The organism is Mesorhizobium onobrychidis (assembly GCF_024707545.1).
Taxonomy (GTDB): Bacteria; Pseudomonadota; Alphaproteobacteria; order Rhizobiales; family Rhizobiaceae; genus Mesorhizobium; species Mesorhizobium onobrychidis.
The window spans coordinates 4,159,747-4,182,555 of sequence record NZ_CP062229.1 but is presented as its reverse complement, the minus strand read 5'-3'; the positions used below and the strand labels follow the sequence as shown (position 1 = coordinate 4,182,555).

Below are 22,809 nucleotides of genomic sequence, written 5' to 3'. Positions count from 1 at the left end.
CTCACTTCTTCTCCATCACGCATTGCAGCGGATGCTGATTCTGTCGGGCGAAATCCATGACCTGAGACACTTTGGTCTCGGCCACCTCGAATGTATAGACCCCGCACTCGCCCACTCCATGATTGTGAACATGGAGCATGATGCGTGTGGCGGCTTCACGGTCCTTCTGGAAAAAACGCTCCAGCACGTGAACCACGAATTCCATGGGCGTATAGTCGTCGTTGAGAATGAGGACCCGATAAAGGCTAGGCTTCTTGATCTTGGTCTTGGTGCGCGTGATGACGGCCGTGCCGCGACCGGCCTCGTTGCCGTCGCTGCCGTTTTGCATCCGCTCTACATCTCTCGTGGCAGTCAAACCAATCGTCACGTAGCCCTGCCTTTTCGAATCCCCATATGAGTTCGACATGTAGGTCTTCGATGGACGATTTTAAGCCCTTCTGTTTAGCTGACAATATGGCTAGGTGGCCAAACTTGACCGATTTTTCGAAATCGTGAAGGCAGCAGAGCCCTCTGATTTCAAATTGCCATGAAAAAACCCGGCCGCGCGTTCGCGACCGGGTCTGTCTTGCAGGCCCGAGGGCCATGTTCACATTATAGCGAGACTATTTCGCTTTTGCGACCATTGATTCGAACGGCTTGTAGGCTTCTTTGGCGAGTTCGGCATAGAGATCGCCGATCTTGGTGGCTTCGGTGACGAAGGCTTCGTACGACTGCTTGGCAAAATCGGACTGGATCTCGATCGCCTTCTCCAGCGACTTGGCCGACAAAAGTTTCTCGGCTGCTGCGCTGCCGGCCTCGAAGCTTTTCTTGGTGTACTCGCCCGCCTCGGTGGCGATGGCCTGCGCACCCTTGGAAAGGGATGCGAAGCTCTTCAAGCCGGTGTCGGCAAACTCCTTGCCGTATTTGCTGAAATCTTCATAGGTCTGGGTCATTTCACGCTCCCTTGACAGTTGCCGTTGAACGGTGGACGCGCCCTGTCCGGGGCCGCGTTGTGCAATGCAAGTTATATATTGTGCACTGCACAAAAAGTCAATGTTTCGCCGAGCGCGGTTCCAACCGACCCGGCGCGGCATACAGGCCCAGCCATCGGCAATGGCTAAAATTCGAATAAAGAGAAGCTCAAGCCCGAAGAAAATGGTGAACACGGTGGTTACCATAAACGGATTGGTAACGCTGGCCGCGATAGCTTGGCTTGAAGTGAGGCAGGACCTTTGCCGCCTCCAGCAACAAAAAATTCAAAGGAACCATCGGTGCGTCAGGCGTTGTCGGGCATTCTCTCCAAATCCGCGTCCTCTTTGAAAACGATCATGATCCTCGCTTTGGCGATGACGTTCGTCGTTGCCGACGCTGCTTCGTCCATGGCAGCGAGGTCGGCGGCCATCGTCATCGATGCCAAGACCGGCAAGGTGCTTTACTCTTCGAATGCCGATGGTCGGCGCTATCCGGCCTCGCTCACCAAGATGATGACGCTTTACCTGGCCTTCGAGGCCATGGCGAACGGCAAGATCAGCAAGAACTCCCGGGTCGTCTTCTCGGCCAATGCTGCTGCTGAACCGCCGACGAAACTCGGCGTCAGACGGGGCGGCGCGATCACGGTCGAGACCGCGATCCTGTCGATGGTGACCAAGTCGGCAAACGACTCGGCAACGGCGCTCGGCGAGCTTCTTGGCGGCAATGAAGCCAATTTCGCCCACATGATGACAGCCAAGGCACGGGCGCTGGGCATGAAGGGGACCGTTTTCCGCAACGCCCACGGCTTGCCAAATCCCGGTCAATTCACGACCGCGCGCGACATGGCGGTGCTCGGCATCGCGCTGCGGGAGCATTTTCCCCAGTATTACGGCTATTTCTCGCAGCGTTCCTTTCTCTACGGCCGCAAGCGCATCAACGGCCATAACCGCCTGCTTGGGCGCATCAAGGGCGTCGACGGCATCAAGACCGGTTACACCCGCGCCTCCGGCTACAATCTCGTTTCCTCGGTCGACGACGGCGATCGCCGCATCGTCGCAGTGATCATAGGCGGGAAATCCGGCGGCAGCCGCGACAACCAGATGGCCGCATTGATCAACACCTACATGCCGAAGGCATCCTCGCGCGGCAGCGGCATGCTGATCGCCAAGGCCAGCGGCGGCAACCCGATCACCGCTCTGGCAAAAGTGTTCCTGCCCAAGCGCGACGCGCCGACGCCGGACAGCAGGCCGGACGACGATGCCCCGGACGATGATGCCATTGCCTCGCTAGTTGAGGAACCCGAACCCGCCGTTGAAGAAACCACCCCCGTCGTCCAGACCAGGCCCGTCTCTCAGACCGAGAAGGTCAATACTGTGGCCGCGGCCACGACGGACGATGTGGCGACGGCACGGGTCGCAGCAGCCTACGCCGAACCAGCGGCGGTCGATCCCGTCAACACGGCATCGGTGCCGTCCGGTTGGGCAGTCCAGGTCGCCTCTTCGCCAAAACAATCCGAAGCCCAGGCTCTCCTGGACGAGACGAGCAAGCAGGCGCCTTCGATCCTCGCCGATGCCACAGGTTTCACCGTCGCCTTCGAAAAGGACGGCGTCACCTACTACCGCGCCCGGTTCGGCTTTGGTTCGAAGACTGCTGCCTGGAAAGCCTGCAACGCTCTGAAGAAAAAGAAAATCGAGTGCTACGCCGTCCAGCAATAGACGGCGTCGAAAACATCTCCCGGAAAAATTCTGCGTCGAAGGAGACTAGTTGTGATCGGAGAGCAAGACGTCCTTGGCTTCATTGATCCGCGCCGCCAGAAAAGAAGTGCCGCCGATATCGGGGTGCAGGCGCTGCATCAGGCGGCGGTGCGCCTTGCGGACATCCGCCGCGGCGGCCCCCGCTTCAAGACCAAGGATCTTGTAGGCCTCCTCCTTAGTCATGGCGCCCGAACCTGGCGAAACACCCAGCCCGTCGCCACCATTCGCCTCAGCGTCTTTGCGCCAGATGGGAAATCTGCCGTCAAGATACGTCTCTAGCAACTGGCGGCTCTCCGGGTCGCCGGGGAGTTCGCGATAAAGCTGCTGCAATTCCGCGAGGCTCATCGTGCCAAGCATCTTGCCTTCATGGCGGCCGGCGAGCACGAGCCCCTCAAGACTGCCGGTATCGCGATCAAGCTCCATTTCGAGTGCCGCGGTGCGCACCGTCGAATGCTTGCCCGGCTCCAGTTTCGCCGTCGGCCGCTTCATCCGCATCGAGCCATACCAGGCGAGCGCCGTCGACAGGATCAAGCCGCCGATGCCTTCGCGTCCGACCAGAAGCACGGCGACGCCGATCAGCGCCAGCAGGACGGGCCCAAGTGTCCTCATCCCGCTTGCAAGTCTCGCGGGGTCCGCGCGGAGAAAGACCGTGGCCACGCCGAGCAGCACCAAAAGCAACGCCACGAATGCGATAATCGCGCCCATTATTTCCTGCCACCCCGCAGATGCTCGATCATCAGCCGGTCTTCCGGCCTGCCCCTCGCCTCCAGTGCCTTCAGCCCGCCGGTTGCAAACACGGCGACCGCCGAAAGCAGGCTGGCTAAGGTTGCGGCGGCCCGCCGATCAAATCGGAACCAAGCACCTTTGGAAAGCCGTGCAATTTCCTTAAATGCCTTTTCTGCGCCGGCATCATGGCCCTCCTGAAAGACGAAGACAGGAACGCCGTGCAGGCCGAGGCTGCCGGCCTTTTCGGCCAGATCGTCTATGTTTTCTTCCATCGCATCGCCGATATAGACCAGCGCGTTCACCTTGGCCGCCGCCGTCTGTTTCAGCGCATGGGCGAGAACCTTCCCGATCTGGGTGTGGCCGCTGCGGCATTCGATCCGCGTCATCAGCTGCTTCAGCGCGTTCGTATCGGTGACGAATGCGGATGAGCGGCACTCGCCAAGACCTCGAAAATAAACCAGTTGAACCTTCAGCGCCCCGGCCTTGCCGACGGCGTCGAACATCTCCCCCTGCAGCGCACAGGCAAGGTCCCAGGTCGGCTGGCGGCTCATCGTCGCGTCGAGCGAGAGAATCAGCCTGCCAGAACCGGTCGCGGACGCAGCGAGCGTCCTCGCCTGACGGATAAAGGCGTCGATCTCGCCGGTGCTCGATTGGGGTTCGACCGGCGCAGGATTGGCCTTTGCGGGCACGGGCTGCTTCTTGTCGCTCATGACATTCAAGATGTGGCGTTGTCGCACAGCTTGCAAGCCCAGCATGACGCGACCTGGAGGGCCAGCGATCACGGCAGCTTTGAATTTGGGGCCCTTCCTAGAGAAGGCCGAGATCGGCAAGCTCGCGCCTGAGTTTCGGCGGCATCTCGACCAGTCCGGCTTTGCCCTTGCCGAGATCGGCCGGTGCGTCCGAGGGTTTCAGGTAGCGCCAGCCTTGAAAGGCGCGGCGCGGCTGCCATTCGGTGCGCACGACCGCGGGATCGAGCATCAGGTGACAGCGGCCGATGCCCTCGTCATCGGTGAAAGGACGGATTTCCGTGATCAACTGGCGGCATTGCACATTGCCCTTGATCACCCAGTAGAGGGAACCGCCATCGGTGACCTCGGCGCCGCGCGTCGGCATCATGCGGGTGGTGTGGTAGTGCTCGACCGGTTCACCGGCGCGCCGCCGTTCGTCGAGCCGGAAGGCGATCCACTCTTCGAGGTCCTCGACGCTGTCGCAGCCGACACAGAGCTTTATGAGATTGAGAGACATGGATTAAGGTTTAGTCCGGCGTGCGAAGGCGTCAACGGTCGGGTCGACTTTCTCCACAGTGCCAGTGTTCGCAGTGCCCGGTCGGGTCAGCATTCCACGATATTGACGGCCAGTCCGCCGAGGCTGGTTTCCTTGTATTTCTCGTTCATGTCGAGGCCGGTCTGGCGCATGGTCTCGATTGCGGCATCGAGCGGCACGAAATGAACGCCGTCGCCCTTGATAGCCAGCGAAGCAGCGGTCACCGCCTTGACGGCGCCGAGCGCGTTGCGCTCGATGCAAGGCACCTGCACCAGCCCACCGACCGGATCGCAGGTCATGCCGAGATGATGTTCAAGCGCGATCTCGGCGGCGTTCTCGACCTGCTCGGGCGTGCCGCCCATGACGGCGCACAGCCCCGCTGCCGCCATCGCCGAGGCCGAACCGACTTCGCCCTGGCAGCCGACCTCGGCGCCTGAGATCGAAGCGTTGGTCTTGATGATGCCGCCGATCGCCGCCGCCGTCAGCAGGAAATCGCGGATGCTTGGCTGGTCGGCCTCGGGATGGAAATGCAGCCAGTAGCGCAGCACCGCGGGCAGCGTGCCTGCAGCACCATTGGTCGGCGCGGTGACGACGCGCCCACCGGCGGCGTTCTCCTCGTTCACCGCCATGGCATAGATCGACAGCCAGTCGTTGGCGAGCAGCGGATTGGGCCGGTTCTGCTGCCACTGCTCCTGCAGCTTGTCATGCAATCGCCGCGCGCGTCGGCGCACCTTTAACCCACCCGGCATGATGCCGTCCTGCGACAGGCCACGCTCGATGCAGCTCTTCATGGCGCTCCAGATGCCGTCGAGGCCGGCGTCGAGTTCCTCGCGCGGCATCTGCGTCTCTTCGTTGACGCGCTTCATGTCGGCGATCGAAAGGCCGCTTTTCGCCGCCATCGACAGCATCTCGACGGCGTTCTTGAAGGGATATGGAACCTTCTTGCCTTCCGTCGTCACCGAGCCCTTCACCTTCATCCGCTGCAGTTCTTCCTCGGAAACCACGAAGCCGCCGCCGATCGAATAATAGATGCGCTTGAGCAGCAGGCGATCGTCGGCATCATAGGCGGAGAAGGCCATGCCGTTGGCGTGGCCGGAAAGCGGTGTCTTGCGGTCCAGCACCAGATCCGTTGCCGGGTCGAAGCGATAGGAGGGATGGCCGGGCGGCGAAATCCGCTTATCGGCGGCAATACGGTCGACGATGCTGTCCGCCTGATCGGGGTCCACCGTCTGCGGCGTCTGGCCGGCAAGCCCGAGCACGACGGCACGGTCGGAACCATGGCCGATGCCGGTATACGCAAGCGAGCCGTGCAGGCTGGCTGCGACGCGGTCGACCTTGGCGCCGGTCGGGCGTGGCCAGTCATCTCCCGCGACCTCGTCGAGAAAACGCCGCGCAGCCGTCATCGGCCCCATCGTGTGCGAACTCGATGGTCCAATGCCGATCTTGAACAGGTCGAAAACCGAAAGGAACACGCGCCGCTCTCTCCTATTGGAATTTACATATAGGAATTCCTGTGATGTTTCCGCTCTTTCGAAGATCGCGGCGCTGCACCTGCCGACTTTGTTTGCTCCGGCAGCGACATCGTTGCGTTCCGCCATCGAAGCGGCGCCACCGCTTGTGGTAAAAGGGTCGCATGGGCGATTCCTTTCATTTGTCGACGGCCGACCTCGTGGCGCTGGCCTTCTTCCTTTTGGTATGGGTGCTGCATACGCTCGCCTCCGACGGCAAGCTGGTGAGCCGCATGTCGCTGACGACGGCGATGAACGCCCAGCGTGAAGCCTGGATGCGGACCATGGCCGAACGCGAGATCCGCATTGTCGACACCGCCATCATGGCAGGTCTTCAACAGGGAACCGCCTTCTTCGCCTCCAGTTCGCTGATTGCGATCGGCGGCTGTTTTGCCCTGCTCGGCGCCTCCGATCAGGTTATTTCGGTGCTGAGTAACCTGCCGCTCGGCGCGACATCGTCCCGCACCGCTTTTCAGATGAAGGTGTTCGGATTGGTGCTGCTCCTTGCCTATTCCTTTTTCAAGTTCGGCTGGGCCTACCGGCTGTTCAACTATTGCTCGATCCTGATCGGCGCGGTGCCGATCCCACATGGCGAGGCTTCACGCAACCCGGTCAGCGAAACAGCGGTATGGCGGGCGGCGCGCATGAACATGCTGGCCGGAAAACATTTCAATTCCGGCATGCGCGGCGTCTTCTTCTCGATCGGCTACCTCGGCTGGTTCGTCGACCCAACGGTGTTCGTCCTGTCGACGCTGCTGTTGCTGGGGGTTCTGGTGCGTCGCCAGTTCTTCTCGGCGGCGCGGCAAGCCGTGATCGGTCAGCGGCCCGAACCAACACCCGGTCCAGGGAAAAGCCGATCGATGCGGCCCGACAGCCAGTAGGCGACGAGCCCGATCCATTCGCGGACCGCCGTGGTGGCGGTTTGCAGCGAACCGAAGGGATCGTCGCGGAACAGGCCGATGCCTTCCTTGCCGGAGGTGCGGTAATCGACCGGCCAAGGAACGGTGGCAAAGCCGGCCTTGTCGAACAGCGCCTTGGCGCGCGGCATGTGGAAGGCCGAGGTCACCAGCAGCCAGGTCTCGCCCGGTTTCGGGGTGACCAGTTCGCCGGTGAAGACGGCGTTCTCGTAGGTGTTGCGGGATTTGTTCTCGAGGATCAGCCGATCGGCCGTCACACCAAGCGCGGCGAACAGACGCGGCGCCGTCTCTGCATCGCCCTCGCCTTCGCCGATCATTGCGATAGTGCCCCCTGAGATGACGACTTTCGCTGTCGGAAAATGCCGTGCCAGCACGGCCGCCGCGACCATCCGATCGCCGCTGGCACTCAGTTCATAGCCGCCACGCGCGAAATTGACGGCGCCCTCCATGCCGCCTCCGAGCACGACGATGCCATCGACCTTTTCCGGCAGCGGCGGGCGCGGAAAGCGCTCTTCCAGCGGGTTGAGCATCAGTGCGCCGAGCGAGGTCCAGGTCGAGAGGGCGAGGATGAGAAAGGCCAGCCCGCTGCCAGTGGCAAACAGCTTTCTGCGCCCGACCAAGGCAGCAAGCAACGCGACCAACAGCAGGATGATCGCCAGATTTAACGGCTGGACGAGGAGCCAAAATACCTTGGAAAGACAGTAGAACATCCCTCACCCCTTCAGATGGGAGACGACACTACCACCACTTTTCGGGCTGGAACGTACCCGCCGCCTGTTCGATGACATGGGCGGTCTGAAACAAAGTTTCCTCGTCGAAAGGCCGGCCGATGAGCTGCAGGCCGAGCGGCAGGCCCTTGGCGTCTAGCCCTGCGGGCACGGCGATACCCGGCAGTCCAGCCATGTTCACCGTCACCGTAAAGATGTCATTGAGGTACATCTTGACCGGGTCGGCGGCCATGTCCTCGTCGGCGATGCCGAAGGCCGCCGACGGCGTTGCCGGGGTCAGGATGACATCGACGCCGGCTGTGAATGCATTTTCGAAATCCCGCTTGATGAGATTCCGCACCTTCTGCGCCTGCAGATAGTAGGCATCGTAGTAGCCGGCGGAGAGGACATAGGTGCCGATCATGATGCGGCGCTTGACCTCGCGGCCGAAGCCGGCGGCGCGGGTCTTCTCGTACATGTCGACGATGTCCTTGCCCGGCACGCGCAACCCATAGCGGACGCCATCATAGCGGGCGAGGTTCGAAGAGGCTTCGGCGGGCGCGACGATGTAATAGGCCGGCAGCGCATATTTGGTATGCGGAAGCGAAATTTCGACGATCTCGGCGCCGGCATCTTTCAGCCAGGCAATGCCTTTCTGCCACAGCGCCTCGATCTCGTCGGGCATGCCGTCGACGCGGTATTCCCTGGGGATGCCGACCTTCATGCCCTTGATCGGCTTGCCGATCGCCGCCTCGTAATCCGGCACGGGCCGGTCGACCGAGGTGGTGTCCCTCGGATCGACCGAGGCCATCGATTTCAAGAGGATCGCGGCGTCACGCACGTCGCGGGCGATCGGTCCGGCCTGGTCGAGCGACGAAGCAAAGGCGACAATACCCCAGCGCGAGCAGCGGCCGTAGGTCGGCTTGATGCCGACCGTGCCGGTGAAGGCGGCAGGCTGGCGGATCGACCCGCCGGTGTCGGTGGCGGTGGCGCCGGCACACAGGAGCGCCGAAACGGCGGAGGCCGAGCCACCCGACGAGCCGCCCGGCACGAGTTGGGCGTTGTCCAGCGTGCGCGCGGTCCGGGTGCCGCCGGCCGAGACGAAACCGCCATCGCCCTGATGCGTGGTCGGCATCACCACCGTGTCGAGCCGCGAACGCCGCCACGGATTGACGACGGGGCCGTAATGGGAGGTCTCGTTGGACGAGCCCATGGCGAACTCGTCCATGTTGAGCTTGCCGAGCATCACGGCGCCGTCGGCCCACAGATTGGCGGTGACGGTCGATTCGTAGTGCGGCTTGAACCCGTCCAGCACATGGCTGCAGGCCTGGGTGTGGATGCCTTCGGTGCCGAACAGGTCCTTGATCCCGAGCGGTATGCCTTCGAGCGATCCGCCTTCGCCCTTCGCCAGCTTCGCGTCCGAGGCCCTGGCCATGTCGCGCGCCTTGTCATCGGTAACGACGACATAGGCGTTGAGCGCCGGATTGGCCCGCTCGATCGCCTGGAGATAGGCTTCGGTGATCTCGGTTGCGGTGATTTCCTTGGCGCGCAGCTTGGCGCGGGCCTGCGAAATCGTCAGGTGGGTCAGGTCGCTCATCAGGCAAGGCTCTTTTCGTAAAACACCGACCACTCGGTATCGGGATAGTCCAGCACCGGGCTGCAGCGCGAAAATCCGGCGCGTTCATAGACGATCCACGCTGCCGGATGGCGGTCGCCGGTTTCCAGCACCAAACGCTTCAGCCCTTCATCGTGCGCCAGCGCTTCGATCCGCTCGACGATTCTGGCGCCGATCTTCTGTCCACGATGCGAAGGCCGCGTGTACATGCGCTTGACCTCGCCGACGGTGCCATCGTGGCGCTTCAGCGCGCCGCAACCGATGGCAAGGCCGTTGTCGCGAGCGACGAAGACAGTTGTGTCGTTGTCGGCCATCTGTTCGACGGTCATGTGATGGCAGTGCTCCGGCGGCGTCAGTTCCAGCAGCGTGTCGTTGAGCTCCTTAACCAGCCCGCGCACATCGTCCTGCAGCGGCGTCTCGATGGCGATCTCGATTGCCATCGGTCCGCTACTCCACGACCTTCGGAACGAGGAAGAAATTCTCTTCGGTGGCCGGGGCGTTGGCGACGATGTCGGCCGCCTTGCTGCCGTCGGTGACGACGTCCGGGCGCTTCTTCATCTCCATCGGGATCACCGAAGTCATCGGCTCGACGCCGGAGACGTCGACCTCGTTCAATTGCTCGACAAAGCCCAGAATGGCGTTCAACTCGCCGGTCATGCGCTCGGCATCCTCCTCGCTCACCGCAATACGGGCGAGACGCGCGACGCGCTTCACAGTCTGAAGATCAACGGACATGGTTGTTTGTGCCTCTGGAAAACCAGTCCGCGCTATAGCGGCGCGGCGCGTGCCGCGCAACATGCATCGTGCCGACAACTCAGGCAGAAGGTCTATGGCAGGGCCACACCGTCGCAGAGGAAATAGCTGCCGCTGTTGCCGCTCGCCTCGCTTTCGTCTTCCGCAGGTCGGACCGAAACCAGATCGATCTGCTTCGGGCTCAATTGCGTTACGGAGAGAACGTCCGGAAAGACGTGGCCCGGTTCCTGACATATGGCTGTCACCGCCCAGCTCGGCGAGAGCGTCGCCTTGGTGATCTGAAGGAACTCGCAATCGTATTCGACGCTTTGCAGGCCACGCGCCGAGAGCACGATGTTGCCGGCGTCGATCAGCGCTTCCAGTGTGTCCTTCTTGGCCTGCGCACAAAGATCCTCGGACTGGAGATAGACGCCTTCGATAAAGTCCTCCGCGGCGGGAGCGGCGGACGCCACAGAGAGAATAGAAATGCAAAGAAAGCCCCTCAAAATCATGTTTTCACTCCATTTTAGCGTCTTATACCTAGCGTCTTCTACAAGCTAATCGTCCCGCCGATCTCCGGCAACGCCACCTTCACGCCGGATCCGTCCAACCCCGCGACAAACTTGTCGGCGGTCTGGTCGATGATCGGGAACGTGCCGAAGTGACTGGGAATGACCGTCTCGAACTGAAAGAATCGGCGGCAGGCAAGGGCTGCCACCGCGCCACCCATGGTAAAGCGGTCGCCGATCGGAACGATGCCGATCTTCGGCTCATGTAATTCGTTGATCAGCGCCATGTCGGAAAAGATGTCGGTGTCGCCCATGTGATAGAGCGTCTTGTCTTCCGGAAAATGCAGGACGAGGCCGCCTGGATTGCCGAGATAGGTGTTCAGGCCATTGTCACCTGGGAACGACGATGAATGCAGGGCCTGGACGAAGGTGGTGGTGAAACCGCCGCAATCCACGGTGCCGCCGATATTGCCGGGATTGATCTTCTTGTCGCTGGCGCCCCTGCCGACCAGGTACATGCAGACCTCGAAATTGGCGACCAGCATGGCGCCGCTTTTCCCAAGCACTTCGAGCGCACCGCTGATGTGATCGCTATGGCCGTGGGTCAAAAGGACATGCGTGACCCCTTCCGCCGGCTCTTCCCAGCCGCCCGTCCATGACGGATTGCCGATCAGATAGGGATCGATGAGGATTTTCGCGTCGGTGGTTTCGATGCGAAATGCGGAATGTCCGTACCAGGTCAGTTTCATGAATGCCTTCCTCGATTTTTGCTTCCCCAAAGGATAGAACGCCGGCAGTGAAATTAAAGTCCCGCAGCGTCCTTCGCGGGCAGCAGTCGAAGGATAGCCGTTGAGCATCATCACCATCGAAGAGTTGCCGGCGCGGCTCAGCGGCGGCAAGACGCTGGCCGGGCTCGACCTCGGCGACAAGACCATCGGCGTCGCGGTTTCCGACCGGGGCTTTGCCTTCGCCCACCCGCGTCCCGTCATCATGCGCAGGAAATTCTCGCTGGATGCAGCCGTGCTGCTCGCCTTGCTGCAGAAAGAGAACGTCGGGGCCGTGGTGCTCGGCCTGCCGGTCAACATGGACGGGTCGGAAGGCCCGCGCGCCCAGAAATCCCGCGCCTTCGCCCGCAACATGGCTGCTGTGACCGACCTGCCCTTCGTTTTGTGGGACGAGCGACTGTCGACGGTGGCGGCTGAGCGGACGTTGATTGAGATGGATTTTTCGCGCCGCAAACGCGCTGGCAAGATCGATTCGGCCGCGGCGGCCTTTATTCTGCAGGGCGTTCTCGACCGGCTTCAGGCGCTCGGCGTCGGTGCCTGGTCGAAATAGCGGTCGCGCATTATCCTGATCCAGCCACCGATCACCCGGCGGCGGCGAAACGCCCAAAACGCCATGAGCAGCAGACTGTCGAGGATGCAGGCCTTTGCCACCATGCCGGGAATGAGCGCCGGATCGATGCCAAGCATTTCCCCATAGAGCTGGAAGACGAGGTCATGCAATTGGCGGCTCAGCATGACGTAGCCGAAATTGATATCGTTGAGCGACAGGAAGAACCAGCCCCAGAACAGGGCGAGCGGGGCCGCCCATAGCGCGAACAAGGTGCGCATCAGCGGCCATCCCTCAAATTCGTATCCGCCCTCAAGTTTGCGTCCGGCCGGCCGGAAATGCGCGAGAGCGCCGAGTTGTGCGCCGCCGCCTTCGCCATCACATGCGCGGCGGCACGGACTTCACCTGTGCCCGGAACCGTTGCGGCAAGAGCCGACCGCCGCTCTGCGAGCATGGCGACATAGGAAGCCAGCAGTGCCGCCAGTTGCACCGCGATAGCCATGAATAGCCCGTTGATGCCTTGCGCGGCGCCGCCGACGACAATCAGCGACAGTACGCCGGAGGCGGAGATGAAGGCGACCCGCACGACGCTGTCGGCGGCGTCCGGATTTGTCGGGTCGCTAAACAGAGTCTCGACAAAGGCCCAGCAGAACAGCACCGCGACGACAAGCAGCGCTACGGCAAGCGGTGCCACGACGACGGCCTTTTCGAGGTCGACGAAGCCGGTGTTCTGGAGGACGACGCCGAGCACGCCAAGCGCTGCCGCAACACCGCGATTCCCGTCGATGCAGATGAACGCCAGCAGGGCGAAAACGACCGCCCAGTGCAAGGCCAGAAAGGAGCTTAATATATGCCGCATGGCGTTCCTGCTTCCGTAAACAGGACAGTGGGCTTTGCGGCCCGCCATCGCAATGGAAACCATTTGTTAAGGTTAACGGTCATCCACAGCGGCGCGACAGACGACGAGAAACCCTCCCAAGTCTCTTCTCAGGTGACCGGCGGATAAAGCGTATCGATGATCATACGCGCGTCATGGCGTGAATCGAGCATGCCATAAGTGTTGCGCCACTGGCCGGCGAGGCGCGTCTCGACGAAGGCGTCGGCGATCCGCCCTGCCCCCAGCCTGCGAAGCTCCGCCGCTGCCGCCGACAGCGCCAGTTGCTCGGTGAGCAGGCGGGCCGAGCCCTCGTCGGTTGCCGCGACCTGCATTGCCGCCTTGAGCACACCGACGGTGCCGCGTCCGCCGGCGCCGAGATCGCGATCGATGCCGGCCAGCACCTCCTCGAACAGGCCGGGTGCACGCCCCAGCACGCGCAGCACGTCGAGCGCCATGACATTGCCGGAACCCTCCCAGATCGCGTTGACCGGGGCTTCGCGATAATAGCGAGCGAGCGGCGCCTCCTCGACATAGCCATTGCCGCCGAGGCATTCCATCGCCTCGTAGAGCAGCGGTGGTGCGATCTTGCAGACCCAATATTTGACGACCGGCGTCATGGCGCGCGCGAAGGCCGCCTCGCCGCGGTCGCCGGCCGCCTCGTCGAAGGAGCGCGCCAGCCGGAACGACAGCGCGGTGGCCGCAGCGACGTCGAGCGCCATGTCGGCCAGCACGCGCTGCATCAGCGGCTGCTCGATCAGATTGGTTCCAAACACCTGGCGGTGACGGGTGTGGTGGACGGCCTCGGCCAGCCCGGCACGCATGATCGCCGACGAGGCGATCGCGCAGTCGAGCCGGGTCAGCGTCACCATGTCCATGATCGTCTTGACGCCCGCCCCTGGCTCGCCGACCATCTCGCCAATGGCATTGACGAACTCCACTTCGGACGAGGCGTTGGAGCGGTTGCCGAGCTTGTCCTTCAGCCGCTGGAAGCGGAAGCCGTTGCCCGACCCGTCGCCGAGAATGCGGGGGACGAGAAAGCACGAAAGTCCTTCCGGCGCCTGTCCAAGCACCAGGAACGCATCCGACATCGGCGCCGACATGAACCATTTGTGGCCGGTCAGCCGATAAAACCTGCTGCCGGCGCGCTCGGCCCTGGTGACGTTGGCGCGGACGTCGGTGCCGCCCTGCTTCTCGGTCATGCCCATGCCCAGCGTCAGCCCGGTCTTTTCGACCGGCGGCTTTTGGCTCTGGTCGTATTTGCGTGTCGTCACACGCGGCGCCCATTCGCGAAACAGCTTCGGGCTTGCCATCAGCGCTGCCAGCGATGCGTTGGTCATGGTGATGGGACAGAGATGCCCGGTTTCGAGCTCGGCCGTAAGATAGAAACGGGCGGCGCGCACCTGATGCCGGCGGCCGATCTCGGCATCGCCATTTTCCCAGACCGACGAATGCAGCCCGTTCGCCACCGACCGGCGCATCAACGCGTGATAGGCTGGATGGAACTCGACCAGATCGATGCGCCGGCCCTGCCGGTCATGGGTCCTGAGCTTCGGCGTCTCGACATTGGCAAGGCGGGCCAGCTCCTGCGCCTCGTGCGTCAGCACGAAACGGCCGAGCCCGTCGAGATCCTTTCGCACCGGATCGGAAAAACGCTCGGCAAGCTGGATCAGCAACGGATCGCCCCGCCAGGCATTGCCGCCTGCCAGCGGCGGCGGCTGGTTCGTCACGTCGTCGGTCACGCATTGTCCTTATCATCACAAGGCCACGAATCCGAAGCCATCGGCGGTTATAGCCCAAGCCGCGCAACGCGCGCGACGAAAATACCGGGGAGAAAGGCCGCAATCCAAAGCTGGTGCTTGCAGCCAAACGCCCTCCACCCTATAGCAGCGCCTTGAGATGACCGACGCTTCGTCCCTGCCACTCTATCCCCACCGCCATCTTCTGGGCATCCGCGATCTTTCCCCCGCCGACATCGAGCTTTTGCTGGACAGGGCGGACCGGGCGGTCGCGATCTCGCGGCAGTCGGAGAAGAAGACCTCAACGCTGCGCGGCCGCACCCAGATCAACCTCTTCTACGAAGCCTCGACCCGCACGCAGTCGTCGTTCGAGCTGGCCGGAAAACGGCTCGGTGCCGACGTCATGAACATGTCGGTGGCCAGTTCTTCGGTGAAGAAGGGCGAGACGCTGATCGACACGGCGATGACGCTGAACGCCATGCGTCCGGACATATTGATCATCCGCCACCAGTCGGCGGGTGCCGCAGCCCTGCTGGCGCAAAAGGTCGGCTGCTCGGTGATCAATGCCGGTGACGGCGCCCATGAGCACCCGACGCAGGCGCTGCTCGACGCGCTGACCATCCGCCGCGCCAGGGGCCAGCTGTCGAAGCTGATCGTGGCGGTCTGCGGCGACATCCTGCATTCGCGCGTGGCGCGTTCCAACATCATGCTGCTCAATGCGCTCGGCGCCCAGGTCAGGGTCGTGGCGCCGTCGACGCTTCTGCCCGCCGGTATCGAGAAAATGGGCGTGATCGTCACCCGTTCGATGGCCGAAGGGCTCAAGGACGCGGATGTGGTGATGATGCTGCGGCTGCAGCGCGAGCGGATGGAAGGCGCCTTCGTGCCTTCGGTGCGCGAATATTTCCACTATTTCGGCCTCGATGCGGAGAAGCTGAAAGCGGCCAGGGACGGCGCGCTGGTCATGCATCCCGGCCCGATGAACCGCGGCGTCGAGATCGCCTCGGAAATCGCCGACGGTCCGCAGAGCGTCATCCAGGAACAGGTGGAGATGGGTGTTGCCGTGCGCATGGCGGTGATGGAAGCCCTGCTCGACCCCCGCCGCAATCGTGAGGACCGCAACCTCGAGGGCCGCGGCGCATGAGCACAACGGTCTTCAGCCGGGCCCGCGTCGTCGATCCGTCGCGCGGCATCGACGAGGTCGGCACGGTCATTGTCGAGGGCCGCAAGATCGTCGCTGCCGGCAAGTCGGCCTTGAACCAGGGCGCTCCGCAAGATGCTACCGTCATCGACTGTGCCGGCAAGGCTGTTATCCCCGGTCTGATCGATGCGCGCGTCTTCATCGGCGAACCGGGCGGTGAACACCGCGAAACCATCGCTTCGGCCAGCGTGGCGGCGGCCGCCGGCGGCGTCACTTCCATCGTCATGATGCCCGACACCGACCCGGTGATCGACAATGTCGCGCTCGTCGAATTCGTGCTGCGCACCGCCAAGGACACGGCTATCGTCAACATCTTTCCGGCGGCTGCGATCACCAAGGGCCTCGAAGGCCGCGAGATGACCGAATTCGGCCTGCTGCGCGAGGCCGGCGCGGTCGCCTTCACCGACGGGCGGCACACCATATCAAGCGCATTGGTAATGCGCCGCGCGCTGACCTATGCGCGCGATTTCGGCGGCGTGATCGCGCATGAAACTCAAGACGCCGACCTCGCCTCATCAGGCGTCATGAATGAAGGCCTCTATGCCAGCTGGCTCGGCCTTGCCGGCATTCCGCGCGAGGCCGAGTCCATTCCGGTGGAGCGCGACCTTGCGCTGGCGCGGCTGACCGGCGGCGCCTATCACGCGGCCAAGATCTCGACGGCCATGGCGGCAAACGCGGTAACGCGGGCGAAAGCCGACAGCGCGAATGTCACATCAGGCGTCTCGATCCACAATCTGTCGCTCAACGAGAACGACGTCGGCGAATACCGCACCTTCTTCCGATTGACGCCGCCGCTGCGCGCCGAGGAAGACCGGCTGGCGATGATCGAGGCGGTCAGGGACGGCACGATCGACATCATCGTCTCCTCGCACGACCCGCAGGATGTCGACACCAAGCGCCTGCCCTTCGCCGACGCTGCGGCCGGTGCCATCGGGCTGGAAACGCTGCTGGGTGCGGCGCTACGGCTCTATCACAATGGCGACGTGACGCTGCTCAGGCTGGTCGAGACGTTGTCCACCGCACCGGCAAGATTGTTCGGCCTGCCCGGCGGTACGCTGAAGCCAGGCGCGGTCGCCGATCTTGCACTGGTTGATCTCGACGAGCCATGGATCGTCAGCGAAAGCGGTATCCGTTCGCGCTCGAAAAACACCTGTTTCGAAGGCGCGCGACTGCAGGGCAAGGTCTTGCAAACCATGGTGGCGGGCCGCACAGTGTTTTCAGCCTAGGGCATATCTGGGGGAACAATGGCTTACGGCATCGTCTTGGCGCTGGTGTTCGGTTATCTGCTCGGCTCGATCCCGTTCGGGCTCGTGATCACCCGCGCCGCGGGTCTTGGCGACGTCCGCAATATAGGCTCCGGCAATATCGGCGCCACCAATGTACTGCGCACCGGCAACAAGGGCCTAGCTGCCGCGACGCTGCTGCTCGACGCGCTGAAAGGCACGGCGGCCGTGCTGATCGCCGGTCGTTTTGCACCGGAGCTCGGGCCCTGGGCCGGCCTCGGTGCCTTTTTCGGTCATCTCTTTCCGGTCTGGCTCGGCTTCAAGGGCGGCAAGGGTGTCGCCACCTATCTCGGCGTGCTGATCGCTCTTGCCTGGCAGGTGGCGCTGATCTTCGCCCTCGTCTGGCTGGCCGTCGCTTTCCTGTTTCGCTACTCTTCGCTGGCGGCGCTGACGGCAGCAGTCGTCGTGCCGATCGCGCTCTATGCCCTCAGCACGCCGCAGATTGCCGGGCTGTTCGCGCTGATGAGCCTGATCGTCATCATAAAACACCGGGCCAACATTGCGCGGCTGTTGGCCGGCACCGAGGGCAAGATCGGGGCCAGGGAGTGAACTCGCGCGCCGCCGGGCCGCGGCTCAGCGACCGGCAGCGGTTGAGCTGGATTCGTTTGATCCGCACACCGAATATCGGCCCTGCCACCTTTCGCGACCTGATCAACCGCTTCGGCTCGGCCGAGACGGCGCTCGAGATGCTGCCCGAGCTGATGATTTCGGGTGGCGCCAGAAAGATCGTCCGCATCCCGACGATGGCTGAGGCCGAGGCGGAACTGGAGACAGCACGGCGGGCTGGCGCCCGCTTCGTCGGCATCGGCGAGGCCGACTATCCGCCGCTGATGAAAAGCATGGACCATCCGCCGCCGCTGCTCGCGGTCAAGGGCGAAGGCGCGGTGTTCCGCTTGCCGGCGGTTGCCATCGTCGGCGCCCGCAACGCCTCGCTGGCCGGCATCAAGATGGCGCGATCGCTCGCCGCCGAACTCGGCCGCGACGGCTACGGGATCGTCTCCGGCCTGGCGCGCGGCATCGACACGGCAGCACATCAGGGCAGCCTTGCGTCAGGCACGATCGGTGTGCTGGCCGGCGGCCTCGATCTGCCCTACCCGCCCGAGAATGCCGGGCTGTGCAACGAGATTGCCGAGCGCGGCGGCGCCATCATTTCGGAAATGCCGTTCGGCTGGCAGCCGCGTGCCCAGGATTTTCCGCGCCGCAACCGGCTTGTCGCCGGTGCGGCATTGGGGCTGGTCGTGGTCGAGGCCGCGCAACGCTCCGGCTCGCTGATCAGCGCCAGGCTCGCCGGCGAGATGGGGCGGCTGGTCTTCGCCGTCCCCGGCTCGCCGCTCGATCCGCGCGCCGCCGGCGCCAACGCCTTGCTCAAGGACGGCGCCACCCTGGTCACCGAGGCATCGGATATTAGCAATGCGATCGCCCCCTTAGTCGGGGTGCAGACACGAGAGGCGCCGCCGCTCGAAGAGCCGCCCGACTTTTCCGCAACGCCGCCACCCGGCGAACACGACCGCGCCCGCGTCATCGAAGCCCTCGGCCCAACGCCGGTGGCGGTCGACGAAATCATCCGCCACACCGGCCTGCATCCCGCCCAGGTTTTCATGGTGCTGTTGGAACTGGACCTCGCCGGCCGGCTGGAGCGCCACGCCGGCGGGAAGGTCTCGCTGGTATGATCGAAGTCTTCCGGATCTCTCAGCACACGATTCTTGGGAGAACCTGCCCCGATGCTCGCCTCATCCGCCTCTTGCGGTCGCGTTTATCGTAGCAGTGACCCGTGAGCGATCTGAACGAAAGCAAAGGCAGACCCTGTTCACTCGTGCGACCGCTCTTCTGTGGAGTTGAGCGTTGTGCTGGCCTGCAATGGGTCGAGAGAACTCCGCATGCTGGGTTTTCCGGATGGGGTATATATCGCCCTTCGCAACAGCCTGCGGCAAAACGGGCCCATTACCACCGCCTGTGTTCTTCCGAGGCGGGGCACGCAAGGGATGTCATCGACACCATAAATGGGGCATTCACCTGAACGGAAGTGAGCTTGCGCTGTTGAGGAACCTGCGAGCAAGCGTTTTGCTAGTGGGTACAGGCCGCCCGATTACGATGCCAATTTTGCAACCCGAGAAGTGCCCACCAAAGAACTCCCCTTTTTCGATTCTCAATCCATTGTCAGTTTTCATGATGACAACGGGCTTTAAGTTTCGCCCTGGCGAGATCGAAACTCTTGGCCCCTCCATCGTCGCGTCGTCGATGCCTGTAGAGATACTGATTTCACCACGATGAACGTGCACAACGCGTTTGGAATTTGGCGCCGTCCTCAAACTCATATTGAGTAGTATCGCGTCGTCTTCGCGGGAGAATCCAACCAGATCTTCGCCATCGATGTTGATTGCGGCGAAGCTATCTCCTTCCCGAAGGTCGGCGCTGTATTGGGATGGACCAACTTCAATCAAAGCGTTGGCGCTGTCAAAAAACCAGCGATGGGAGGACGTGACGTCAGACCTCCCATTTGCGGGATTGGCACGAGCCGATTTCACCACCCCAGCGGGCAACCGCTTTGACGTTTTGTCTTGATGATGCGTTGGGCAGAGAAGAGCTATATTTTCGGCTACGTGCTCTTGAACGTCCGCAAAATTTTGGATGTGATCATAGTGATAGATCGGCAAGCCGCAGATAACATAGCCAAAGCGGCAATCCTGCCGCACTTTCCTTTTATCGGGTCCGGAATGTGGCGCGAAACTTCCGACTCTTCCTGATGTGACATCCCGCTCCTGTACCATAGCCACCCTGTTCAAGGTAGACGATAAGCCCGCCGCGCCGAGAGGCCCCACAGCCCAGCGAGATCGTCGAGGCTCACGCGCAACATATCGGCCGCGACTATGCGCTGCCGCTTATCCTTGCCGGCGACCTCATGGAGCGAGCAGCCTTCGCCGCAGACCTTGGCGGTCAGATCGTATGCGCGTGCGCCGAGCAGCACGCGGCATTTCCGCAATATCCGCGCGGCATCGAGCGTGCCCGCGCGAGGCCAGCATGGGTGATGGCCGATTCGCGGACGTTGACGGCGGCCGGGATTGTGGGCGGTTGCTGGCGTCGGCGGGATGGGCGCGAAAAAGAACGGGTTCGGAACGGGGGCGGGGCGGGGCTTTTGATGCGGCGATGACAGGCGCGAATGATGCCATGAAATTGGGCGCGGCTAAATTGGGCGCGTCCAAATATGCGCCCAAAATTTGAAAATGGCCCTATGCGGCGCTCTGGTCGGGCTTTAGCTAAGTGTTTGTTTTATTGGGGGGGGAATTTGGTGAGCGCGCAGGGATTCGAACCCATCCCAAAGGCCCAAAGGCAACTCGCTGGGCACCTCAGAGGACGTGGCTTCGCGGTAGCCGGGGATCAAAGCCCGCATCAAGCACCTCCGGGGCGAGGAAGACCTTCGCCATGCCCCACTGCAGGACTTCTGGGAGGAAGAATGACCAGGATTCCGCATCCGTTTGCGGGAGTGTTCGTCAAGCGGAACATTAGCGTACCCTAACAGTTGTGTGAGACCAGTGGGCCTTGTCCCCCCGCTTATCCCCGCTGCAGATCGGGCTGCAATGCGGTCGGCCCGCGCTCTGAGGAGTAGCGCGGGCTTCTCCTTGTCAGTCCGATGCGCCAGATAAGGAGAAATGTGGCCGGCGCCGGCTGGGGTGGCATTCTAATCCCCTTCATGCGCAGTAAGGCGGATGCGGCATGCGAGATCCTTCTCCCATTGCAGGTGCCGGCTACCCCCAATCTCCAAGTTGATCAAACGACAGTTGCTCCCTTAGCCTGCAAAAATTGCAGGTATCAGCAACGCCGGGTGTTGGAACCCGGGAATTGGGGGCAATTGGGGAGACGCATCATGACCGATCCCATCATAGACTTAGTCGAAACGGCCATCATCCCCGATGTCTTCATTTCAGGGATGGCCGACATGGAAAATTTGGGAGACGGGAATTTCCGGTGCATATTTTACAGCCGGCAGCGAGCGATCTACGAGCGTGGAAAGTTCGAACACGTGATTGTGTGCCGCCTCGTCATGTCGGCTGGCGCGGCTCATGCGATGCTGAAACAAATCGCACATGCCGTTGAACGAAGATCGGATAACACAGATTCCATCGGCTTTCCTGGTGGGGCACTTCAATGACAATCCTTCGTCTGCACCCCGCCATCGCCTAAAGGAATTAACGAGCCCCTGCTTGAAGTGCACACCGAGCACTTGCCGAAACGCCTGATGACCCATAAGCCGATGAAGGTGGTGGGTGGCAAATAGCGTGGTTCACCGAACGATATCGTGGATGATTTTGTGAGCGACTGTCAGTCGCTTGCGGAGGGTGGCCGGCGCCACGCTCAGTCCTTTGCATCGTCACCGTCTTGCACAGAGCCATCGTTTTCATCTGCCGGGCTTTCTAACCCGGCCAGTTGCCGGTCGGCCATTTCTTTAGCGAGGCCCACCAGGGCATCGACCTCTTGCATCTGGTCCACGTGACCGCCATTGGCGACGCGTTTCCGGATCCTCTTCAGTTGGTCAGAGGTAAGTCGCAATATTCCGGTGATGGACGGCTTCTTGGCCACGCCTGCATCTCCTTCATCTCAACCCACGAGACAAGCAAGCGTTCCGGCCCGAAACTTTTTACGGCAAAAGTCGACATTCAATCGACCCGCTTTTAATCCGGGTCATGAACCCCGCCATGCGTTACGCAAGCTCGATCGGCCCAGCGGCTTGCGATGGAGGGAGACCGCTGGGCCTGACCAGCGAGCTTTAGGGGAGCTCGCCTGGCTGGCGCGTTGCCCGTCCGTCTCGCTTTCCTCGTCTATCGTGCGCACAGGCAGATAGGTGTTGGTTCCAGCCATTCGCGCAGCACGATCTAATGATCTAAATGAGGTCGGGCCATGAGGTCTGGCCGACCAGAGCGCGTCCTCCGTTGCGGGCTCCAGCGGCACGCCTGAGACGTTCCTGAGCATCAATGCGGCGCGACGCAGGATGATCTGTAGATCCGCGCGCGACATGTCCGCGATGCGATCGGCAGCGTTAGTGGCGATGATGCAACCACCGCCATGGCCTTCGCGTTTAACCGCCTTAATCCTGGCGAGCGATAAAAATGGCGGCGTTCATTCCGATTACAGTCTACCTGAATCACAAGCCGATGGTGGTCGCTTCGATAGCCGACGCCGAGATGGCGCTTCAGCAACCATGGCCACTCTTGGAAAAGCCGTCCCGGCTTGAGGCAATCCGAATGATCGAGGAATGCCTGGCCGGACATTGCAGTCACCAAGCTGCGTTCGCAGCTTTCAAGGCGGCCGCATCTGAACAGGGACTTCTTAAGCGAAAGCGCCCAAGCGCAGGCCTCAAGAAATTTGACGGGGTTGCTGAAGACCTGATGTAATGAGGTGGAACGGCCCGCTCCGACGGGCATCTAGGGCGCGCTTAAGGCTTAGCGGCTTCCCCGACATAGTGTTCGAGCAGATCCTTGAAGTCTCGGCTTCCTTGCTCGTCGCTCTGAACATAGATCAGCAAAGCAGCCCAGTCCTGCAAAGCAGGGCACCGACGATTTTCAGCGCGTCATTTCCTCAGCCTCACGCCAGCGCCGCCGTCGACGCATTGGCCATCATCTAAGAATACGATGCCGCTAGCCTCGAGAGCGCCCTTCAAACCCCGCTTCGGCGGGGTTTTTCATGTGCCGCGTGCGCCATTCATGCG

The 22,809-nt window shown here is 62.2% G+C and carries 27 protein-coding genes and 1 pseudogene; 9 read left to right on the top strand and 19 right to left on the bottom strand.

The window, feature by feature from the left end:
- Position 1: 1 nt before the first annotated feature.
- Both clpS and IHQ72_RS20760 read right to left on the bottom strand, forming a co-directional pair.
- The gene (clpS, locus tag IHQ72_RS20765; protein WP_165848388.1) at positions 2–328 is read right to left on the bottom strand and encodes an ATP-dependent Clp protease adapter ClpS; all 327 of its coding nucleotides are present in this window, start codon (positions 326–328) and stop codon (positions 2–4) included.
- Positions 329–602: 274 nt separating this feature from the next.
- The gene (locus IHQ72_RS20760) at positions 603–932 is read right to left on the bottom strand and encodes a phasin family protein (protein ID WP_123145836.1); all 330 of its coding nucleotides are present in this window, start codon (positions 930–932) and stop codon (positions 603–605) included.
- A 318-nt stretch (positions 933–1,250) separates the two neighbouring features.
- Here IHQ72_RS20760 and IHQ72_RS20755 point away from each other — a divergent pair, with 318 nt between their 5' ends.
- Entirely contained in the window at positions 1,251–2,666 is a 1,416-nt protein-coding gene (locus tag IHQ72_RS20755) for a D-alanyl-D-alanine carboxypeptidase (protein WP_258116919.1), read from the top strand.
- A gap of 45 nt (positions 2,667–2,711) precedes the next feature.
- Here IHQ72_RS20755 and IHQ72_RS20750 read toward each other — a convergent pair whose 3' ends face one another.
- The 4 genes from IHQ72_RS20750 to IHQ72_RS20735 form a co-directional block, all read right to left on the bottom strand.
- Positions 2,712–3,410, bottom strand: a complete 699-nt coding sequence (locus IHQ72_RS20750) for a DnaJ domain-containing protein (protein ID WP_258116917.1) — start codon at positions 3,408–3,410, stop codon at positions 2,712–2,714.
- A complete protein-coding gene (locus tag IHQ72_RS20745) occupies positions 3,410–4,141 on the bottom strand; it encodes a vWA domain-containing protein (RefSeq protein ID WP_258116915.1) in 732 nt (243 codons plus the stop codon). The genes IHQ72_RS20750 and IHQ72_RS20745 overlap by 1 nt, the downstream gene beginning before the upstream one ends.
- Before the next feature lie 97 nt (positions 4,142–4,238).
- Entirely contained in the window at positions 4,239–4,676 is a 438-nt protein-coding gene (locus IHQ72_RS20740; RefSeq protein ID WP_254020132.1) for a DUF1489 family protein, read from the bottom strand.
- 86 nt (positions 4,677–4,762) lie between these two features.
- A complete protein-coding gene (locus tag IHQ72_RS20735) occupies positions 4,763–6,166 on the bottom strand; it encodes an L-serine ammonia-lyase (RefSeq protein WP_258116907.1) in 1,404 nt (467 codons plus the stop codon).
- Between the two features lie 161 nt (positions 6,167–6,327).
- On the opposite strand from IHQ72_RS20735, the gene IHQ72_RS20730 reads away from it, so the two are divergent.
- Positions 6,328–7,083, top strand: coding sequence for a DUF599 domain-containing protein (locus tag IHQ72_RS20730; RefSeq protein WP_258116906.1), 756 nt, complete (start codon positions 6,328–6,330; stop codon positions 7,081–7,083).
- Here the strand turns inward: IHQ72_RS20730 and IHQ72_RS20725 are convergent.
- From IHQ72_RS20725 to IHQ72_RS20700, 6 genes are all read right to left on the bottom strand, one after another.
- Positions 7,020–7,829: a YdcF family protein gene (locus IHQ72_RS20725; RefSeq protein ID WP_258116905.1), complete on the bottom strand. Its 810-nt coding sequence runs from the start codon at positions 7,827–7,829 to the stop codon at positions 7,020–7,022. The two genes, IHQ72_RS20730 and IHQ72_RS20725, sit on opposite strands and share 64 nt — an antisense overlap.
- 28 nt (positions 7,830–7,857) lie before the next feature.
- Complete coding sequence (locus IHQ72_RS20720) at positions 7,858–9,423, bottom strand: amidase (RefSeq protein ID WP_258116903.1); 1,566 nt, start codon at positions 9,421–9,423, stop codon at positions 7,858–7,860.
- A complete protein-coding gene (locus IHQ72_RS20715) occupies positions 9,423–9,881 on the bottom strand; it encodes a GNAT family N-acetyltransferase (RefSeq protein WP_258116902.1) in 459 nt (152 codons plus the stop codon). Before IHQ72_RS20715 ends, IHQ72_RS20720 begins: the two co-directional genes overlap by 1 nt.
- Before the next feature lie 7 nt (positions 9,882–9,888).
- Positions 9,889–10,176, bottom strand: a complete 288-nt coding sequence (gene gatC, locus IHQ72_RS20710; RefSeq protein ID WP_095520408.1) for an Asp-tRNA(Asn)/Glu-tRNA(Gln) amidotransferase subunit GatC — start codon at positions 10,174–10,176, stop codon at positions 9,889–9,891.
- Positions 10,177–10,268: 92 nt separating this feature from the next.
- Entirely contained in the window at positions 10,269–10,685 is a 417-nt protein-coding gene (locus IHQ72_RS20705) for a hypothetical protein (RefSeq protein ID WP_127314910.1), read from the bottom strand.
- Positions 10,686–10,723: 38 nt separating this feature from the next.
- Positions 10,724–11,431 carry a metal-dependent hydrolase gene (locus IHQ72_RS20700; protein WP_258116895.1) on the bottom strand — a complete coding sequence of 236 codons (708 nt, stop codon included), beginning with the start codon at positions 11,429–11,431 and terminating at the stop codon, positions 10,724–10,726.
- Positions 11,432–11,531: 100 nt separating this feature from the next.
- On the opposite strand from IHQ72_RS20700, the gene ruvX reads away from it, so the two are divergent.
- Positions 11,532–12,017 (top strand): Holliday junction resolvase RuvX, encoded by a 486-nt coding sequence (ruvX, locus tag IHQ72_RS20695; protein ID WP_095492844.1) that lies wholly within the window; start codon positions 11,532–11,534, stop codon positions 12,015–12,017.
- On the opposite strand, the gene IHQ72_RS20690 is transcribed toward ruvX, so the two are convergent.
- The 3 genes from IHQ72_RS20690 to IHQ72_RS20680 form a co-directional block, all read right to left on the bottom strand.
- Positions 11,984–12,295: a DUF6105 family protein gene (locus IHQ72_RS20690; RefSeq protein ID WP_192365418.1), complete on the bottom strand. Its 312-nt coding sequence runs from the start codon at positions 12,293–12,295 to the stop codon at positions 11,984–11,986. The genes ruvX and IHQ72_RS20690 overlap by 34 nt on opposite strands.
- Entirely contained in the window at positions 12,295–12,873 is a 579-nt protein-coding gene (locus IHQ72_RS20685) for a hypothetical protein (protein ID WP_258116888.1), read from the bottom strand. Before IHQ72_RS20685 ends, IHQ72_RS20690 begins: the two co-directional genes overlap by 1 nt.
- Before the next feature lie 128 nt (positions 12,874–13,001).
- Complete coding sequence (locus tag IHQ72_RS20680; protein WP_258116887.1) at positions 13,002–14,630, bottom strand: DNA alkylation response protein; 1,629 nt, start codon at positions 14,628–14,630, stop codon at positions 13,002–13,004.
- A 157-nt stretch (positions 14,631–14,787) separates the two neighbouring features.
- Between IHQ72_RS20680 and IHQ72_RS20675 the strand changes: the two genes are divergently transcribed.
- The 4 genes from IHQ72_RS20675 to dprA are packed head-to-tail and all read left to right on the top strand — an operon-like array spanning position 14,788 to position 18,778.
- A complete protein-coding gene (locus IHQ72_RS20675; protein ID WP_258116886.1) occupies positions 14,788–15,768 on the top strand; it encodes an aspartate carbamoyltransferase catalytic subunit in 981 nt (326 codons plus the stop codon).
- A complete protein-coding gene (locus IHQ72_RS20670) occupies positions 15,765–17,051 on the top strand; it encodes a dihydroorotase (protein WP_258116885.1) in 1,287 nt (428 codons plus the stop codon). Before IHQ72_RS20675 ends, IHQ72_RS20670 begins: the two co-directional genes overlap by 4 nt.
- An 18-nt stretch (positions 17,052–17,069) precedes the next feature.
- On the top strand, positions 17,070–17,657 hold the full coding sequence (gene plsY / locus IHQ72_RS20665; protein ID WP_258116884.1) for a glycerol-3-phosphate 1-O-acyltransferase PlsY: 588 nt from the start codon (positions 17,070–17,072) through the stop codon (positions 17,655–17,657).
- Positions 17,654–18,778, top strand: coding sequence for a DNA-processing protein DprA (dprA, locus tag IHQ72_RS20660; protein WP_258116882.1), 1,125 nt, complete (start codon positions 17,654–17,656; stop codon positions 18,776–18,778). The genes plsY and dprA overlap by 4 nt, the downstream gene beginning before the upstream one ends.
- 339 nt (positions 18,779–19,117) lie before the next feature.
- Here the strand turns inward: dprA and IHQ72_RS20655 are convergent, their stop codons facing one another.
- Together IHQ72_RS20655 and IHQ72_RS20650 are read right to left on the bottom strand one after the other, a co-directional pair.
- Entirely contained in the window at positions 19,118–19,876 is a 759-nt protein-coding gene (locus tag IHQ72_RS20655) for an HNH endonuclease signature motif containing protein (protein ID WP_258116880.1), read from the bottom strand.
- Between the two features lie 11 nt (positions 19,877–19,887).
- Positions 19,888–20,073: a hypothetical protein gene (locus IHQ72_RS20650; protein ID WP_258116878.1), complete on the bottom strand. Its 186-nt coding sequence runs from the start codon at positions 20,071–20,073 to the stop codon at positions 19,888–19,890.
- An 897-nt stretch (positions 20,074–20,970) separates the two neighbouring features.
- Between IHQ72_RS20650 and IHQ72_RS20645 the strand changes: the two genes are divergently transcribed.
- Positions 20,971–21,255, top strand: a complete 285-nt coding sequence (locus IHQ72_RS20645) for a hypothetical protein (RefSeq protein ID WP_258116876.1) — start codon at positions 20,971–20,973, stop codon at positions 21,253–21,255.
- Positions 21,256–21,458: 203 nt separating this feature from the next.
- Here IHQ72_RS20645 and IHQ72_RS20640 read toward each other — a convergent pair whose 3' ends face one another.
- A complete protein-coding gene (locus IHQ72_RS20640) occupies positions 21,459–21,683 on the bottom strand; it encodes a hypothetical protein (RefSeq protein WP_143744830.1) in 225 nt (74 codons plus the stop codon).
- Between the two features lie 216 nt (positions 21,684–21,899).
- Positions 21,900–22,118: pseudogene (locus tag IHQ72_RS37130) on the bottom strand (hypothetical protein); the annotation flags it as partial.
- Positions 22,119–22,210: 92 nt separating this feature from the next.
- On the opposite strand from IHQ72_RS37130, the gene IHQ72_RS20630 reads away from it, so the two are divergent.
- Complete coding sequence (locus IHQ72_RS20630; protein WP_258116872.1) at positions 22,211–22,495, top strand: DUF982 domain-containing protein; 285 nt, start codon at positions 22,211–22,213, stop codon at positions 22,493–22,495.
- The last annotated feature ends 314 nt before the right edge of the window (positions 22,496–22,809 follow it).